At 75.5% G+C, this 15,749-nt stretch carries 14 protein-coding genes; 7 read left to right on the forward strand and 7 right to left on the reverse strand.

Annotated features, from left to right (window positions below; translation table 11 throughout):
* The first annotated feature begins 66 nt into the window (after positions 1-66).
* The 3 genes from ACPC54_RS09270 (at position 67) to ACPC54_RS09280 (ending at position 2,277) form a co-directional block, all read left to right on the forward strand.
* Entirely contained in the window at positions 67-684 is a 618-nt protein-coding gene (locus ACPC54_RS09270) for a TOPRIM nucleotidyl transferase/hydrolase domain-containing protein (protein WP_498962909.1), read from the forward strand.
* 100 nt (positions 685-784) lie between these two features.
* A complete protein-coding gene (locus ACPC54_RS09275) occupies positions 785-1,495 on the forward strand; it encodes a hypothetical protein (RefSeq protein WP_498962911.1) in 711 nt (236 codons plus the stop codon).
* Between the two features lie 14 nt (positions 1,496-1,509).
* Positions 1,510-2,277 (forward strand): DUF6193 family natural product biosynthesis protein, encoded by a 768-nt coding sequence (locus ACPC54_RS09280; RefSeq protein WP_498962913.1) that lies wholly within the window; start codon positions 1,510-1,512, stop codon positions 2,275-2,277.
* Here the strand turns inward: ACPC54_RS09280 and ACPC54_RS09285 are convergent.
* The 5 genes from ACPC54_RS09285 to ACPC54_RS09305 form a co-directional block, all read right to left on the reverse strand.
* On the reverse strand, positions 2,274-2,738 hold the full coding sequence (locus tag ACPC54_RS09285) for a MarR family winged helix-turn-helix transcriptional regulator (RefSeq protein WP_498962915.1): 465 nt from the start codon (positions 2,736-2,738) through the stop codon (positions 2,274-2,276). The genes ACPC54_RS09280 and ACPC54_RS09285 overlap by 4 nt on opposite strands.
* On the reverse strand, positions 2,735-3,241 hold the full coding sequence (locus ACPC54_RS09290) for an EVE domain-containing protein (protein ID WP_498962917.1): 507 nt from the start codon (positions 3,239-3,241) through the stop codon (positions 2,735-2,737). Before ACPC54_RS09290 ends, ACPC54_RS09285 begins: the two co-directional genes overlap by 4 nt.
* Positions 3,238-3,684 (reverse strand): SRPBCC family protein, encoded by a 447-nt coding sequence (locus tag ACPC54_RS09295; RefSeq protein ID WP_498962919.1) that lies wholly within the window; start codon positions 3,682-3,684, stop codon positions 3,238-3,240. The genes ACPC54_RS09290 and ACPC54_RS09295 overlap by 4 nt, the downstream gene beginning before the upstream one ends.
* 149 nt (positions 3,685-3,833) lie before the next feature.
* On the reverse strand, positions 3,834-4,406 hold the full coding sequence (locus tag ACPC54_RS09300) for a cysteine hydrolase family protein (RefSeq protein ID WP_498962921.1): 573 nt from the start codon (positions 4,404-4,406) through the stop codon (positions 3,834-3,836).
* 61 nt (positions 4,407-4,467) lie between these two features.
* A complete protein-coding gene (locus ACPC54_RS09305; protein ID WP_498962923.1) occupies positions 4,468-5,724 on the reverse strand; it encodes an MFS transporter in 1,257 nt (418 codons plus the stop codon).
* Positions 5,725-5,862: 138 nt separating this feature from the next.
* Here ACPC54_RS09305 and ACPC54_RS09310 point away from each other — a divergent pair, with 138 nt between their 5' ends.
* Entirely contained in the window at positions 5,863-6,798 is a 936-nt protein-coding gene (locus ACPC54_RS09310; protein WP_498962925.1) for a LysR family transcriptional regulator, read from the forward strand.
* A 4-nt stretch (positions 6,799-6,802) separates the two neighbouring features.
* On the opposite strand, the gene ACPC54_RS09315 is transcribed toward ACPC54_RS09310, so the two are convergent.
* Positions 6,803-8,365, reverse strand: a complete 1,563-nt coding sequence (locus ACPC54_RS09315; RefSeq protein ID WP_498962927.1) for a hypothetical protein — start codon at positions 8,363-8,365, stop codon at positions 6,803-6,805.
* Between the two features lie 157 nt (positions 8,366-8,522).
* On the opposite strand from ACPC54_RS09315, the gene ACPC54_RS09320 reads away from it, so the two are divergent.
* Positions 8,523-8,981, forward strand: a complete 459-nt coding sequence (locus tag ACPC54_RS09320) for a DUF6210 family protein (RefSeq protein ID WP_498962929.1) — start codon at positions 8,523-8,525, stop codon at positions 8,979-8,981.
* 21 nt (positions 8,982-9,002) lie between these two features.
* On the opposite strand, the gene ACPC54_RS09325 is transcribed toward ACPC54_RS09320, so the two are convergent.
* Positions 9,003-9,515: a hypothetical protein gene (locus ACPC54_RS09325; protein ID WP_498962932.1), complete on the reverse strand. Its 513-nt coding sequence runs from the start codon at positions 9,513-9,515 to the stop codon at positions 9,003-9,005.
* Positions 9,516-9,621: 106 nt separating this feature from the next.
* On the opposite strand from ACPC54_RS09325, the gene ACPC54_RS09330 reads away from it, so the two are divergent.
* Entirely contained in the window at positions 9,622-11,004 is a 1,383-nt protein-coding gene (locus tag ACPC54_RS09330; RefSeq protein ID WP_498962934.1) for a HEAT repeat domain-containing protein, read from the forward strand.
* A gap of 230 nt (positions 11,005-11,234) precedes the next feature.
* Positions 11,235-15,713, forward strand: a complete 4,479-nt coding sequence (locus tag ACPC54_RS09335) for a caspase family protein (protein WP_498962936.1) — start codon at positions 11,235-11,237, stop codon at positions 15,711-15,713.
* Positions 15,714-15,749: the final 36 nt, after the last annotated feature.

A 15,749-nucleotide genomic window follows, 5' to 3' on the forward strand; every position in this document is an offset into this window, starting at 1 on the left:
CCGAACTCCTCGATCCGGTCCCCTGCCGGGGCCGTCGCCGGTGACTTCCGTGCTTGGATGGGCCGTATGGCCGACCCGACGCCGTTCCAATCCGCCGTCTCCGCCTGGGTGTTCGACGGCCCGGGCGAGCCGGCCCGCCGGCTCGCCGCCGAACTCGGCGCCCGCACCGCCGTCCTGCTCGAAGGCCTCAGCGACGCGGCCGCGCTCGACGCCCTCGCCGCCCGGCACGGCCGGGACCTCGCCGCCGAGGGCGTCTGCGTGCTGCCGATGGGCGGCGCGATGAACGTCGCCCGCTACGCCCGCCGCCTCGGCCGGGACGGGCTGGGCCTGCGGCTGACCGGCCTGTGCGACGAGGGCGAGCGCGGCTACTTCGAGCGCGGCTGGCAGCTGGCCGGCGCCGAGCCGCGCGACGTCCACGTGTGCGCGGCCGACCTGGAGGACGAACTCATCCGCGCCCTCGGCACGGCCCGGGTGTGCGAACTCGTCGAGGCCGAGGGCGCCCTGCGCGCCCTGCGGGTCTTCCGGCGACAGCCCGCCCCGCAGGGCCGCAGCCTCCAGCAGCAGCTGCGGCGCTTCCTCGGCACCAAGTCCGGCCGCAAGATCCGCTACGGCTGCGTGCTGACCGAGGCCCTCACTCCCGACCACCCGCCGACCCCGTTGAACGCGCTGCTCGCCGGGCTGTGACGGGCCGCACGACGCGGCCCGGACCCGGACGGGGCCGTCACCCGGGCGGATAGGGTGCCGGCCTGTCCGCGTTCGCCCGCCCGGCACCCGAGAGGCCCCGATGCGCCAGCCGCCCGTCGAACACACCGAACGGGTCGCCGCCCACGCGCGGGTGGCCACCCGGCTCGCCCTGCTCAGCGACCGCCGGCTCGCCGAGCTGGTGGCCGCCGCCGCCCCCGCCGGCGCGGGGGTCGGCGGCCGGTGCGCGGAACTGGAGGTCGACGGCACGCCGGTCTTCGTCAAGCGGGTGCCGCTGACGGACCTCGAACTGCGCCCCGAGCACGTCCGGTCGACGGCCAACCTGTTCGGGCTGCCGATGTTCTACCAGTACGAACTGGCGCGCGGCGCCGCGTTCATGAGCGCCCACAGCCTCGTCCACTTCGACGCCCACCTGCGCAACCTGCTCACCGACGGCCGGCGGATCCACTTCGCGGACTTCGGTCTCGCGCTCAGCACCGAGTTCGAACTCGACGCCGCTGAACGGCAGTTCCTCACCGACCACCTCGGCTACGACCACCACCACACCGCGAGCCACCTGATCCGGTACCACCTGCTCGACCGCCTGCCGCCCGGCACCGACCCGGACGCCCTGCTGCGCGACCGGGCGGCCGGCCGCGGGCCCGCCGACCTCCCGGCCGACCTCGCCGCGATCCTCGACCGGCACGCCCGGTCCGTCCTCGTCCTGGACGGGTTCCACCGGCGGCTGCTCACGGAGAGCAAGCGGACCCCGTACCCGGCCGCTATCATCTCCTCTTTGCCGCCCGGACGTTAGGAAACGACCCCACGATGCGCGAAGAGCCCGATCCGGCCGTCCTGTACCCGGAGATCGCGGAGCACGGCAGTCTCGCCGCCGCGCTGGCGGCCCTGGCGGCCGAGCGGGGCCTGACGCTCGACGCCGTCGTCACCGACTCGGACCCGCTGCGGCACGCCACGGCCGCGTCCGTGCTGCCGCACCGGGAGGCGGCGACCGTCTCCGCCTGGGTGCACGAACGGCGGTGGTGGGTCAGCGCGTCCGCGACCAACGGGACGGTGCTCTCGGGGGTCACCGACGAACTCCACCTGGTCCCGGCCGTGCTGGCGGCGTGGGCCCGGGGCGCGGCGGTCGAGGAGATCGGGCGGCTCGCCGGCTTCGACGTGCTGACCGGCCGCTTCGAGGTGCCGGACGGCAACGCCGTCGACGTGATCGCCGCCGAGTGGCAGTACCGGCTGAAGGAGGCCCGGGACGCCGACTGGCCCGAGCACCTGGAGCTGGTCGAAGCCGCTTTCGCGGAGCCGCGGTTGCGGCGGTTCTACCCGTTCACCAGCCACTGGGCGCTGCGGTTCTCCCGGGTGCCGCGCCCGTTCCAGGCGGCCTCGCCCACCCTGTGGGCCTCGCGGAACGGAGGCGACTTCGGGGTCGGGGAGTGGGGCGTGCCGGGTTCGGCCGAAACCCGGGTGGCCACCGCCGCCGAGGCGGTCGCGACCGCCGTCGAGCTGATCACGGCGGAGTTCGCGGGGGAGGTCGCGGCCGAGGTCGCGGCGGAGGTCGGGACGGGGTCGGCGACGGGGGACTAACGCGCCCCGCCGCTCCCGGCCTTGAGCCGCTGGAGGGAGCGGGTGAACGGCGTGGCGAGGTCGCCGAGCGGCTCGAAGAAGCGGCGGTCGCAGTCCTCGACGACGGTGATCGTGCGGTTGGCGAGGTCGCGGCCGGCCGCGGTGACCTGGAGGGCGCGGGCGCGCTTGTCCGTGGGGTGGGGGAGGCGTTCGACCAGGCCGGCCGACTCCAGGGCGCGCAGCACCTGGGAGGTCATCATCGGGTCGGTGGCGGTGTGGTCGGCCAGCTGCTTCTGGGTGATCGGGCCGTCGCCGCCCAGCCAGGTGAGGGCGGCGAGCAGGACGAACTGCACGTGGGTGAGGCCGTACGGTTTGAGGGCGGCCCGTTGGGCGGCCTGCCAGCGGTTGGTGATCTGCCAGAGGAGCAGGCCGGGGCTCTCCTCGGCGTCGTCGAAGGCGGTGGCCAGCTCGCGTCCGGTCATCGGTCGAAGAGTCCTTCCTGTCGTGGGGCGACGCCCTGTCGGGCGACACCTCGTGGCGCGACGGCTCGTGGGGCGACGCCGGCCGGGTCGATCGGCGTCGAGGTCATGGCCGCGCGGATGAGGGCGAAGTCGTGCTCGGTCAGCTCGATCAGACCACGGCGCAGCTGGTAGCCCCAGTTCGGGCCGGCGGTGAGGTCGAGCCGGTCGCGCAGGTCGGCGATGGGCGTGTCGGTGGTGTCGAGGTAGCGCATGCGGCGGCGCCAGGGCTTGAACGCGCCCTCGTCGGCCTGCCAGACGGTCTCGTCGGCGACCTCGGCGAGCGCGGTGAAGGCCTGGAGCGGGTCGCCGTCGCGCAGGCGGGTGCGCGGCGAGTAGTAGACCAGGTGGTCGCCGGGGCGCAGCCGTTCCAGCGGGGCCCGCTTGCCGTGTCCGAGCTGGGCGATGCCCAGGCTCCTGCCGCGCCGGACGTGTTCGCGGCAGACGACGCCGAGCCAGTGCTTCATGCCGCGACCCGCGCGTTCGCGGGGTGAGCGGCCTCGGCGGCGGCCTTGAGGCCGGCGAGGTCGCGGGGGACGGTGGTGGCGATGCCCCGCCCGAGGATCTTCCGCCAGAGCCGGGCCAGCGGGCCGGCCAGGCTCGCGGTCACGGTGACGACGGTGGCGCCGGAGCCGTCGACGTCGACCAGGTGGCGGAAGGTCAGTTCGGCGCCGGGCAGCAGCGAGACGTCGGTGAACTCGCGGTCGGTGAGCGTGGTGACGACGAACCGCGTCCTGGGGCCGCCCTTGGGCTTGAGGACGCCGGTGGCGCCCTCGGCGAACGGGCCGTCGAGGCGGACCCACGCGGTGTCGTGGCTCCACCGGGGCCAGGTCGCGGTGTCGGCCCAGCGGGCGAAGAAGGCGGCGGGTGCGGCGGTGGAGGAGATCTGGGCGGTACCGAGGATCATCATGGAAGTAGTATGCGCGCTTAGTGAATCGCGGTCAAGCGCACGCCGGCCGCCGCACCGGCCGCCGCACCGGGCGGGTGCGGCGGCCGGGTGGTCGTGAGCGGGTGTTCGAGACCGTGTGTTCGCGACCGGGTGTTCGCGGCCGGGTGTGGTCAGCTCCGGCCGAGCAGGGCGGGCAGCTCGGCGCTCGCGATGACCCGCGCCCGGGTGGGGAGCACCCGGCGGAGCAGCACGTCGTGGACCTCCGCGTCCGGATCGGTGATGCCGTCCGACAGCACCGACACCCGGTAGTCGCGGTCCGCCGCGTCGAGGACGGTCGACAGCACGGCGCCGCCGGTGCTGAGCCCGGCGACGACCAGGGCGGTGATGCCGCGCTCGCGCAGCCGCCGGTCCAGGCCGGTGGTGGACAGCGCGCCGAAGCGGGTTTTGCGTACGACCAGGTCGCCGTCCCGGGGCGCCAGCCGCTCGTGGACGGCGGTGGCCGGGTCCTCGTGGTGCAGGGCCCGGTGCGCGGCGACCGGGGCGAAGGCGGGGTTGGCGGCCGGGACGGCGTCCCAGTCGGCCTCGGTGAAGCCGACGCGCACATGGACGACGGTGCCGCCGGCCGCCCGGACCTCGTCGGCGGCCCGGGCGAGACGGTCGAGCAGGGCCGCGCGGTCGGCGTCGTCGGGGAGGGCGGCCAGCACCGCGGGCTGGCAGTCCAGGACGAGCAGGGCGGTGGTCATGCGGGTGTCCTCCAGGGGGGCGTCGGCATTGGTGTCATCGGCGTCATCGTCGTCATCGTCGTCATGCGGGGCTGCCGGACGGCTGCGCATCCGGCTGCGGCAGCGGCGCCGGCTCGTCGCCGCGGGGGAGCAGCAGCGGGCTGGCCAGGATGAGCAGCCCCGCGACCAGCAGCGCGGTGCGCGGGCCCGTCGCGCCGGCGAGCAGCCCGCCCAGCGCGGTGCAGACGGCGATCGACACCTGCGAGCCGATCGACCAGGCCGTGAGGGTGCGGGCGAGGAGGTGCTTCGGCGTGCGTTCGAGCCGGTAGGTGGCGACCACCGGGGTGTGCAGGCTCATGTGCACGATGATCGCCAGCTCGACGGCCATCACGGTGACCAGGCCGACGACGCCGGGGCGGACGAAGGCCAGGCCGACCAGCCAGACGGCGCGCAGGGTGCCGACCGTCCGGAAGACCCACCGACGGCCGAAGCGGGCCACGGCGCGCGGGGCGAGCCGGGAGCCGACCAGTCCGCCGAGGCAGGGGACGGCGAACGCGAGCCCGTACTGCCAGGGCGGGAAGTGCAGCCGGCGCAGCAGGAGGACGGCCAGCACCGGCTCGGTGGCCATGATCAGGCCGGAGACGAGCAGCTGGTTGAGGTAGAGCGGCCGCAGGCCGGGGTCTCCGAGGATGTGCCGCCAGCCGTCCAGCAGACCGGCGGCCCGGGCCCGCGCCGGGCCGGTCGGGCGCGGCGGCGGCTCCTCCCGGCCGCGGATCGCGGTGATGCCGAGCGCGGACAGCAGGTAGCTGAGCGCGTCCGCGATCACCGTGGTGACCGGCCCGAACAGGCCGATCGCCGCGCCGCCGAGCGGCGGGCCGATCGCGATCGAGCTCCAGTTGGTCGACTCGAAGCGGGAGTTGGCCACCAGTAGGTCCTCCGGCCGGACCAGGGCCTTGAGGTGGGCGCCGCTGGCCGCGCCGAACGCGATCCTGGCCGCGGCCACCACCGCCGAGACCGCCAGCAGCTGGGCGAATCCGAGCCACCCGAGGGCGTAGGCCACCGGGACCGACGCCATGGCCGCGAACCGCACCAGGTCCATCGCGATCATCACCGGGCGCTTGCGCCGGAACTCCACCCACGGCGCCAGCGGCACCGCGATCAGCGCGCCCACCGCCGGCCCCACCGCGGACAGCGCCGACACCTGCGCCGGGCCGGCGTCCAGCGCCAGCACGGCGATCAGCGGTAACGCCCCGAATCCCAGCCCGGACCCGTACGCGCTCACCGCGTACGCCGCCCACAGCCAGCCGAACTGCCGGCCCAACGGCCTCCTGCCCACCATGCTCCGCGCGCCCCTCGATCTCTGTTCCGAACAAACCGACGTTGACCGGAGAGAGCCAAGCGGTCGACACAACCGCAGGTCAAACAACCGCCACGGCCGCGAACCACAACCGATCGTTGTGCACTAGGGTCGGTGGGCGTGGACCTCGAAGCCGTACGCACCTTCGCCGCCGTCGCCGGAGCGGGCCAGTTCCAGAAGGCCGCCGCCGACCTCTCGCTCACCCAGCAGGCCGTCTCCAAACGCATCGCCGCACTGGAACGCGACCTCGGCGTGCGGCTGTTCACCCGCACGCCGCGCGGCGCCGAACTCACCATCGACGGACAGGCGTTCCTGCCGCACGCGCGCGAACTGCTGCGCGTCGCCGAACGGGCGGTCGGATCCGTGCGGGCCGGGCGGCGGCCGCTGCGCGTCGACGTGATCGCCTCGCGCGGCGCGGGGGCGAGCCTGATGCGCGGCTTCCACGGCGCGCACCCCGAGATCGACCTCGACGTGGTGATGCTGTTCGACGTCGAGGCGGCCGTCACCGCGATCCGCTCCGGCGCCGTCGACGCGTCCTTCCGCGCGGTCCGCGCGCCCGGCCGGCCGCTGCCCGAGGACATCGCGTCCGTCCGGGTGCTCGACGAGCCGCTGCAACTCCTCACCGGCCCCGGGCACGCGCTGGCGGGCGCGCGGTCGGTCACCCCGGCCGAGCTGGTCGGGCACCGGATCTGGATGCCCGGCATCGTCCCCGGCACCGAATGGGCCGCCTACTACGACGACCTGATCGCCGAGTTCGGCCTCACCATCGAGGCGACCGGCCCCAACTTCGGCTCCGACGTGCTGCTCGACACCATCGCCGACACCCCGGCCCTGGCCACCTTCATGAGCGAGCGGACCCGCCTGGTCTGGCCCGCCGGCCACGACCTGCGGCGCATCCCGGTGACCGGTCCCGCACTGGTCTACCCGCACTCCCTGCTGTGGCACCGCGACAACCCCCACCCGGCCCTGGCCACCCTCCGCGCCCACCTGGCCGCGGTCGGCGGCGGGCACGACGCCGCCGGGACCTGGCGGCCGGGGTGGGTGCTGCCGGACTGAGGGCTCAGCCCGCCGCCGTGACGCCGCACGGGTCGAAGCCGCACTGGTCGAGGCCGCACTGGTCGAGGAGGGCGTGCAGGCGGGCCGCGGGCAGCGCCGGGTTGGCGGCCGCGCCCTCGGAGGTGTCCGGGTCCGGGCCGTCGAGGAGCGCGTCGCGCACGGCGGGCGGGAGCAGCGGGTTGGCCGCGGCGGCGCGCCGCACGGGCCCGTCCGGGTCGGTGAGCAGCGCGGTGGGCGGCGCGGGGAGGGCCGGGTCGGCGGCGGCCAGGGCGCGGACCTCCGGGTCCTCGTGGTCGAGCAGGTGCGCCAGCCCGGTGCGGGGCAGGCGCGCCAGGGTGAGCAGGTACGGGCGCTGCCCGGGCAGGGCGAGGAAGGCGTCGAGGACGGTGGTGGGCGGCGCCAGCGGGTGGTTCAGCGCCAGCAGGTGGCGCACGTCCGGGTCGGGGTCGGCGGCCAGCCGTCGCACCAGCTCACCGGGCAGCAGCCGGCAGGTCGCGGCGACCCGGCGCAGCAGCGGGTGCGGGGAGTCGGCGCAGGCCGCGTACCAGTCCGTCTCCGGTTCGCGGACCATCTCCCCGACCGGGCCGATGCACTCCGCGGCGGACCGGACCCGGCACTCGGGGCCGCAGCCGCGCACCCGGTCGATGGCGGCGCGCTGCGGCCAGGTGCGGGGCAGCGGCTGGAGCCGGGCGCGGAGCCGGACCGTCCCGTCCGGGTCCTCGGCCAGCTCCGCCAGCAGCGGCGCGTCGAGGTCGGCCCGCGCGGCGACCCGCTCGCGCACCTGCGGGTCGGGGTCGCGGGCGAGGCGGGCGACGATGTCGGCGGGCGTGTGCGGGTTGGCGGCGAGCGCCCACAGGCCGCGCCGCTCGGCGAGGCAGCGCTCGGCCACGGCGTGCGAGATGGCGTAGTTGACGAGCAGCAGGCTCCGGTGGTGGCAGTCGCGCTCCGGCAGTTCGGCCTCCATCGCGGACGGGTCCAACACTCGGTCGTGCTGCCGGGCCGCCGCCGCGACGGCCTCGTCCGGGTCGGCCAGCAGCGCGGCGCGCTGCTCGGGGTTCAGCCACAGCCACAGGCCGGTGGCGATGGTGCGCAGGGCCGGGTCCGGTTGGGTGGGCAGTGCGCGGCGGAACGACTGCGGGATCTGCCCGGAGAACTCCAGCTCCTGCGCGATCTCGCCCGCCGTGAACCGCTGCTCGCCCGGGTGGTCCCCGTCACGGGCCGTCAGCAGCGCCGCCAGGACGGCGTCCGGCAGCGGATCGGCCGTCCCCAGCCGGGGTCGCGGACCGGCGGCCAGGCTGATCCGCACGAAGGCGTCCGGGTCGCCGACCAGCCGGCCGCGCTGCTCCGGCGCGGCGGACCGGTTCCGGGCGAAGGCCCGCCGCACCGCCGGCTCCGGGTGCGTCAGCACCGCCTCGACCACGTCCGCCGGCAGGGCGCGCCGCCCGCACAGCGCGGACCAGACGGGCCGCCCGGCCGGAGCCAGCAGGCGCAGCAGGACCGCGGACGGCGCGGCCGGATTGGCGGCCACGCCGCGCAGCAGGGCCTCGGCGAGGGGGGTGGTGGGCATCGGGCCATCATCGCAGGGCCCGGCGCGTCGGGTGGCGGCGGATGTGCGGAAATCCGGTGGCCCGGCGGTGCCCGGCCGGAGTTGCATACCTCCCATGCCTTCCACGCCGTCCGTGCCTTCCACGCCGTCCGTGCCCTCCGTGGCCCCCGTGCCCGCCGTGCCTTCTGCCGGCCCGCAGCCGACCGCCGCCGCCCCGAAGCGCTACGTCTTCCTCGACCCGGACGGGTGCGGCGGCGGCTGGACGTTCGTCATCGTGGCCGCGCCCACCGGCGTCGTCTACCAGAACCAGTGCGGCGGCTACAGCTGCGCCCAGTACGAGCAGGAGGGGTACCTCGTGCCGATCTACGGGGCGGACCCGGACGAGGAACTGCGCAGGATCTTCGTCGGCGAGCTGAAGGGCTGGGGCCACCGCGGCCGGGCGTGGTCGCCCGAGGCGCTGGAGCGGATCCGCGCCGCCGTCCGGGACTTCGGCATCTACGGTTCCGCGGGCACCGACGAGCCCTTCCCGCCGTCGCTGACGCTCGACGAGTCCCGCCTGGCCGAGGCCGCCGAGGCCTGGCTCCCGGTCCTGACCCCGGACGGGCCGGGGGTGCTGGTCTGGGAGAACTCGGACTGAGCCGGGCCTGCGGCTGCTTCCTCAGGCGGCCGCGCGCCCGACGCCGGTGATCCGGTCCAGCCGGGCCGTGAGCGGCGGCAGGTCGGCGGCGGCGCGGCCCCCGGCGACGGCGCCGCTCAGCGCGAGCGCCGCCGCGCCGAGTTCGGTGAGCGCGCGCCGCTCCCCGGCGGTGAGACCGGCGTCGGGCAGCACGAAACCGTTCAGCACCAGCGCGACATCCGCCGACACGCCCCCGGTGTCGCGGTCCGCCGGGTCCAGCTCCTGGCCGCAGGTGAGGACGGCGGCGCCGAACTCGGCCAGGTCGAAGTCGGCCGTACGGGCGGCGAGTTCGAACACCCAGGCGGCCGCCCGACCGGCCGCCGCCGTCGCCGACTCCACCGCGACCAGGACGGCGAACCGGCGCTGCGCGCCCGGCTCCGCGCTCCCGGCCAGCTCACGGAGCTCGCGCCGCACCGCGTCCGCCCGCTCGGCGGCGGCCCGGGCCCGGCGGGCGGGGCTCGGCGAGGCGGGCGGCTCGGGAAGGGAATCCGTCATGCCCTGTCCAACTCCCCTTCGGCGCACCGGGTTACGGCATCGGCCGATCGGGCGGCCGGCCGCGGGCGCCAGTCGGATGTCAGTGCGCCCGGCTAGGGTGCGCGCCATGGACGAGCGCACGCTGACCGGCGAACTGTCCGGCACCTGGAACGAGACCCAGGCCGCCCGCGACGCCCTGGTGGCGCGGGGCGCGGCGGTGGTCCCGGCCGTGCTGGGCCTGCTCTGCGACGAGGCGTCCCCGGTCGACTGGCTGCTCCCGTCGGACGTGCTGCGCCGGGTCGGCGAGCCGGCCCTGCGGCCCCTGGTGCGGGCGGCCGAGAACGCCGGATCGCGCGAAGCGGCACGGCGGGTGGCGTTCACGCTGAGCGGGGTGGAGGTCGCCGACATCGCGGCCTACCTGCCGCTGCTGGACCACCCGCACACGGGCGTCCGGACGTGCGCGCTGTCCGCCTTCAAGGGCCGCGGCGAGGCCGCGGCCGGGTTCGCCGACCGGCTGATCCCGCTGCTGGGGGACCGGGACGGCACCGTCCGGGAACGGGCGGTCCTGGCCTTCCGGGCGATCGGCACCGCGGCCGTCCCCGAACTGCGGCGGGTGCGCCGCAGCCCCGCGCCCGCGCCCCGGGTGCGGGCCGGCGCGCTGGAGGCGCTCGCGGCCATCGGCGGACCGGCCGCCCTCGACGACCGGGACCGGGCCGCCTGGCGTCGGCTGACGGCCGTCCGGCTGGCGGCCGAACCGCCCGCGGCCATGCACGCGTCCGGGTGCTGGTACGCCGTGCCGACCACCGATCAGGACGCCGTCCTCGCCGCCTTCGACCTCTCCGACGCCGAACCCGCGACCCTCCGGACCGGCGAGGCGGCCTGGATCGGTGACCAGGGCCGGGTGGACCGCCACCCGCACGAGCGCTGCGCCCGGGTCTTCGTCAGCCCCAGCCTGGACGGCTGGACGCTGGTCTTCGGGGACACCGCCCAGGACACCCACCGCGTCGACGACGCCGACGACCCGGAGGCGGCCCTCCCGCCGGTGGTGCGGGAGCGCTGCGCGGAGCTCAGCCGCCGGTTCGGCTCCGCCCAGTGGTACGGGACGAGCTGCGCCGACGGCTGGACGGCCTGGTGCATCGCCGAGGACGGCGAGGTGGTGCGCCACTACGACTGGAACCTCGTCGACGAGGACGGCGGCGACGAGTCCGGCGACGACGCCCCCGGGCACCCGGCCGAGGCCGGCTACCTCCTGCCGCACCAGTACGGCTTCCCCGCCGGCGCCTACGACGGTGTCGACCCGTGCGACACCGAGGCGTTCCTCGCCCGGCACCGGCAACTGAAGGAGGAACTGGGGATCCCCGACACCTGCGACGCCAACGTGATCGCCGCCCGGCTCTCCGTCGACCCCGGCGGCCTGGGCCCGCACCTCGCCGTCACCGGCCACGGCGTCCTCGCCCTCACCGCCTGCGGCCGCCGGCACGGCCACCCGGCGGGCGCCCTGCCGGTCTGACGCCTACGGGGGTCGGGCGGCGGGCGGAGCGAACGAACAGCAGCCGCTGGTCCGTCACGATCAGCACACCGTTGTCCCGGTCCTTCCCGCGCCTGCGCCGGCTCGCGCGCGCGATGCGCGGAGCGTGTACGGGGCCCGCCGGGAGCGGTCCGGGGCTATTCTGTGGCGACGGTCGAGTACGGAAGTCGGCTCGCTGGCAAGATCGTTGGGGTGGGTGGGGGACGGCCCGGGTGGGGAGATTCTCGGCGCTGCTGATCGGGGCCGCCGACTACGGGGAGAGCGATTCCCTGCATTTCGTGCACCGGGACCTGGAGAAGCTGGGCGAGGTGCTGCGGGAGCGTGGGGTGGAGGTGGTGCGCCCGCGGCCGCGTGAGGGGCACCAGGTGACGAGGAACTTCGTGAAAGGCGAGGTGATCGGGTTCCTGAGGCGGGCCCGGCCGGGCAGCCGCCTGCTGATCTGCCTGAGCGGACACGGCACGCACATCGACGGGCAGGACTTCCTGGTGCCCGAGGACATCCACCCCGACTTGCCGTACAAGTCCGGGTGCGTCGCCATCGACTGGAAGGAGCAGCTGCAGAGCACCCCGGCCGCGCAGGTGCTGTTCATGATCGATGCGTGTCGGCAGGGCGTCCGGGACTACATGGCCGGGCCGATGGGCTGGGCGACGGGCGAGGTGCGGGCGGTTGCCGGGCGCAAGCTGGCGAAGCTGTACGCATGCTCACCGGGGGAGTTGGCGCGGTTCGCCCCCGCGGTGAAGCCGTCCTGGACGGTGGACGACGGCTCGTTCAGCCTGTTCTCGCGCGCCGTGCGGGATGTGCTGGTCGCGCACGACGGCGCGCTGGACCTGGACCGGCTGTTCCGACTGGTCAAGCAGAGGGTCGAACACCTCCACCGGGAGACCGGCCGGAGCGGACCCTCGCAGACGGTCCGCCTCCTCACCGACGTCGCCCGGTCCGACTTCGTTGTCGTGGAAGCCCGGCGGATGGCGGAGCAACCCGCCGCCCCGGCTCAGCATGAACCCGAGCCGGCCCCGGAGGCGCCGGCTGTCACGGACTACCGGAAGCTGGCGGCGGATGTCGTCTATCAGGTCTACACCTCCGAACGGACGGAGTGCCTGGAGGAGTTCGCTGCTGCGGGACCGGCTTCCCGCCTGCTCGAACTGAGCCACCAGCTGCCGGACTGGGCGGTCGAAGTGATGTGGGCGGTGGCCGCGCACCGACGCCCGAGCGAGCAGTTGATCGAGCTGGCGGCGGTCCTTCACCGGGCAGACCGGGCCGAACTCGCGCGGCAGCTCCTGGAGTCGGCTGCCAGTGGCCGTCCCCAGAAGGACCTGCTGTCGCTGCTGCGCGCGGACGGCGGCCTGCCGCCCGAGCTGAGGGAGCCGTTGCGGGCGGCGGTGGTCCGGGCGGTGGGCGGCCTGCCCGCGTCGGACCTCGTCGGGTTCATCGGCAGCCTGTACGACGCCGACCGGGCCGCCACGGCGGAGCTGCTGCTGAAGGCGGCGCGGCCGCTGGCGGCGGACCTGCCGGGGATGCTGGCCGCGCTGGAGGCGGCAGGCCTGCGGAACCAGGCCGACCGGCTGGTGCTGGAGGCGGCCGATGGCGGTGATCTGCGGGCGGTGGAGCAGCTGTTGGCCGTCCTGGCCGCGTCCGGGCGGGACCGGGACCGGGGCGCCGTGCTGGCCGCGATCGCGGCCGGGGCGCTGGAGCGGCTGGTCGAGTGGCTGGCGGTCGCCGCAGAACGGGCCGGGGGCGAGGAGGACGCCGCGCGGGTCCTGGGATTGGCCGTCGCGCTGCGCGGTGACGCGCAGCTGCTCCCGGCCGCGCTGCGGGCACGGGGTCTTGGCGGCCACCTGCGGAGCGTGTACGCCGAGGCGGCGCGCCTCGCCCCGGCGCGACTGCACAGGCTGCTGCGGCGCCTGCACGAGGCGGGAGCGGAGGAGGACGTCCGGGCCGTCCTGGGGTGTTCGGCCGAGCCCTTCCGCCCGTTCGAGGTGGCGGACCTGGCGGGCCTGCTGTGGGCGCACGGGCCGGTCGACCTGCTCGCCGTCCTCTGGACGGTGCTGCGCCGGGCCCCCGTGGACCAGGTGGCACTCTTCCTGCGGGCAGCGGAGGACAACGGCCGCATGGTCGACGATGCGCTGGTGATGCTGGCGGAGTCCTCCTCGCTGACCGAGCTCGACGCCTTGGCCGAGGCATTGGACCGGTACGACCTCGGCGTCGCACTCGTCGACCTCCGGCGGGCCGTCCAGGTCGCCCGCCCGGTGGCCGACCTGCTGGCCATGGTGGAGCGCGCGCGGGACGAGGACCGGCCCGCTCTGGTGGAGCGGGTGGCCGCGGTGATCCGACTGCCGGAGGCGTACGCCGAACTCGTGGAGATGCCGGGCCGCGAGGAGCTGCGCCGGAGGGCCGGCGCGCAGATGGCGTCCGGCCTGCTCGCCCACGGCGACGACGAGGTACGGGGCATGCTCGCCGAACTCATCGCGCGGGACTGGAACGCGGGCGCCCGGCTGCTGATCGGGCAGCTCGCCGAGGGCGGGAGCGTGGAACGGCAGGCCGGGTTCGCGGTCTGGCTGGACGGCGAGGGGCACGGCCGGCAGGCCCGGTCCCTGCTGGAACAGGTCTGCGAGGCGCGGGACACCGTGTCCGTCGAAGGGCTTGCCAGGGCGCTGCTGCTGAGTCCCAGTCCGGGGCTGGGCAGATACGTGCTGGAGGAGGCCGCCGGGAAGTGGTTCGCCGCCGAGGTCGCCGCGCTGGCCGGGCGTCTGGCCCGGGCCGGCGGAGCGGTGTTCGATCAGGAGGCCCGCCAGGGCGCCGCGTACCTGCTGACCGAGGCCGTCGTCCGGCGCGCACCGGAGTGGGCGGCGGAACTGCTGTTCCTGCTCGATGCCGCCCCGCAGGAGGCTCTGGCACCGATCCTGGGCGGCGTGGTGGGGACGTACCTGGACACCGGGTCGCCCGCGGAGACACTGGCCCGGATCGGGCACCTGCGGGCCGCGGTTCCCGGGCGTCCAGTGGCTCTCTGCCTCGCGGAGGCGGTGTGGGCCGACGTTCCGGCACTGTTCCACGAGGCTCGGGCGGCCGGCTCCGGCGAGGCCACAGACTGCCTGGTGGCCGTGCTCGACGGCGGCCGCTCGGGTGACGCCGTGGAGCTCTGGAACCTACTGCCGAGGCTTCGGGCGTCCGGCTGTGGGACCGATGCGGACCGGGTCCGTGACGCGGTGCTCCGCGGGCTGCCGACCGAGCAGGCGGCCGCCGCCGTGACGTTGTTCCAGAGCGGCAGCTCGAAGGACTTCACGGCGGCCTGCCGGGCTGCGGCCGAGCGGCCGGTGGGGGAGACCGCCGACGTGCTGGTCCGTCTCGCCAGGACGAAGGGCTCTGCCTGGAACCTCGCGCACTGGTGCGGCCGCACGATCGACCAGGAGGGGTGCCGGGCACTGCTGGTCGAGCTGGTGAGCCGGGGGGAGGGATCGCTGGCCGGGTACGTGCTGGGCGGCGCCCCGTGGTCCGGGTCGGGAGGGGCGATCGGCGATCTCTTCCTCGCGGTGGACAGGCAAAACCGGTCCGGACAGGAGGTCCTCCTCGGCTGGGCCATGCAGCTGTTTCCTGGAGAGACGGTCATGCTCATCGAACAGGTCGTGCGGGGCGGTGCGTCGCCCGCTCTGGTCGCCGCTGTCTTTCGCACCCTCGGCACGTCGAGTAACGCCTTCGCCGCCTGGATCGATCTGCACCGGCTCGGCCGGTTCGGGCATGCCGTCGCTCTGCTCGAACAGGTGCCCCCGGCCACCGAGTTCGGGGCCTGGTACCGAGCGCTGTCCGAACACTGCCCGGAACTCGACCGGCCGGCGGTCCTGCGAGCGGCGGGGGCCGACCGTCCGGTCCCCGAACTCGTCGCGCCCGTCGTCGAGGCCGGCGTGGCGACGGGCCGGGCCAGGGTGGCCCTGGCGACCGCCGTCCTCTACCGGCCGTCCGAGGAAGCCGTCGAGCTGTTGGGCGCGCTGGCGGCGCTGGGCGGCGACGAGGCCGCGATGTGTACGGCCGAGCTGTGCCAGGTCCTGGCGGCCGCCCGTCCGGTGGACGAACTCGCCCGGATCGTCGAGCTGTTGATGAACGGTGGTCGGCGCGACGAGTGCTTCCGGATCGTCGGCTCGCTCCTCCACGTCGAGCCGCTGGCCCGCGTCGCCGGGATCCTGGAGGCCACGCCGTGGACGTACGGACAGACGCCGGGAGCCGCGGGGGCGCTGGTCGCCATGACGACCCGGGAGTGGGAGAGCGGGTCCTGGCTGGTCGTCAAGCTGAATGAGGCGGGGCACCGGCGGGCCACCGAGCGGCTGATCGACGAACTCGCGGCCGTGGTACGCGGTAGCGAGGCGGCGGTGCGCCTGGTCGGCGAGCTGGCGACCGGCGGTGTGGGGCCCGCCGCGCGCGGTCGGCTGGTCGATGGCTTCTGCCGGAGCCGTTCGGGCTGGGAGACCGGAGAGTTCCTGCGCCACCTGCACCGCGCCGTCGGACTGGAGGCGGACCTGGAGACGGCGATCGCGGCGACGGCGGCCGGCCTGGCCGCCGACCCGTCCGGGCGCCGGCTGCCGGTGGTCAGGGCCGCCGTCGACCGGCCGGGGAGTCGGGACGTGTGGAAGCGGCTCAACGCTGCGACCGGGAAGGCCGCCGGGGAGGCGCCGAAGCCGTCACGGTTCTGGCGGAAGTCCTGAGGCCGGGAGCCGTCGACCTCACACCTGGTCGGCCAC

The sequence above is a fragment of the Kitasatospora sp. NPDC094028 genome (genome assembly GCF_049543595.1).
Taxonomy (GTDB): domain Bacteria; phylum Actinomycetota; class Actinomycetes; order Streptomycetales; family Streptomycetaceae; genus Kitasatospora.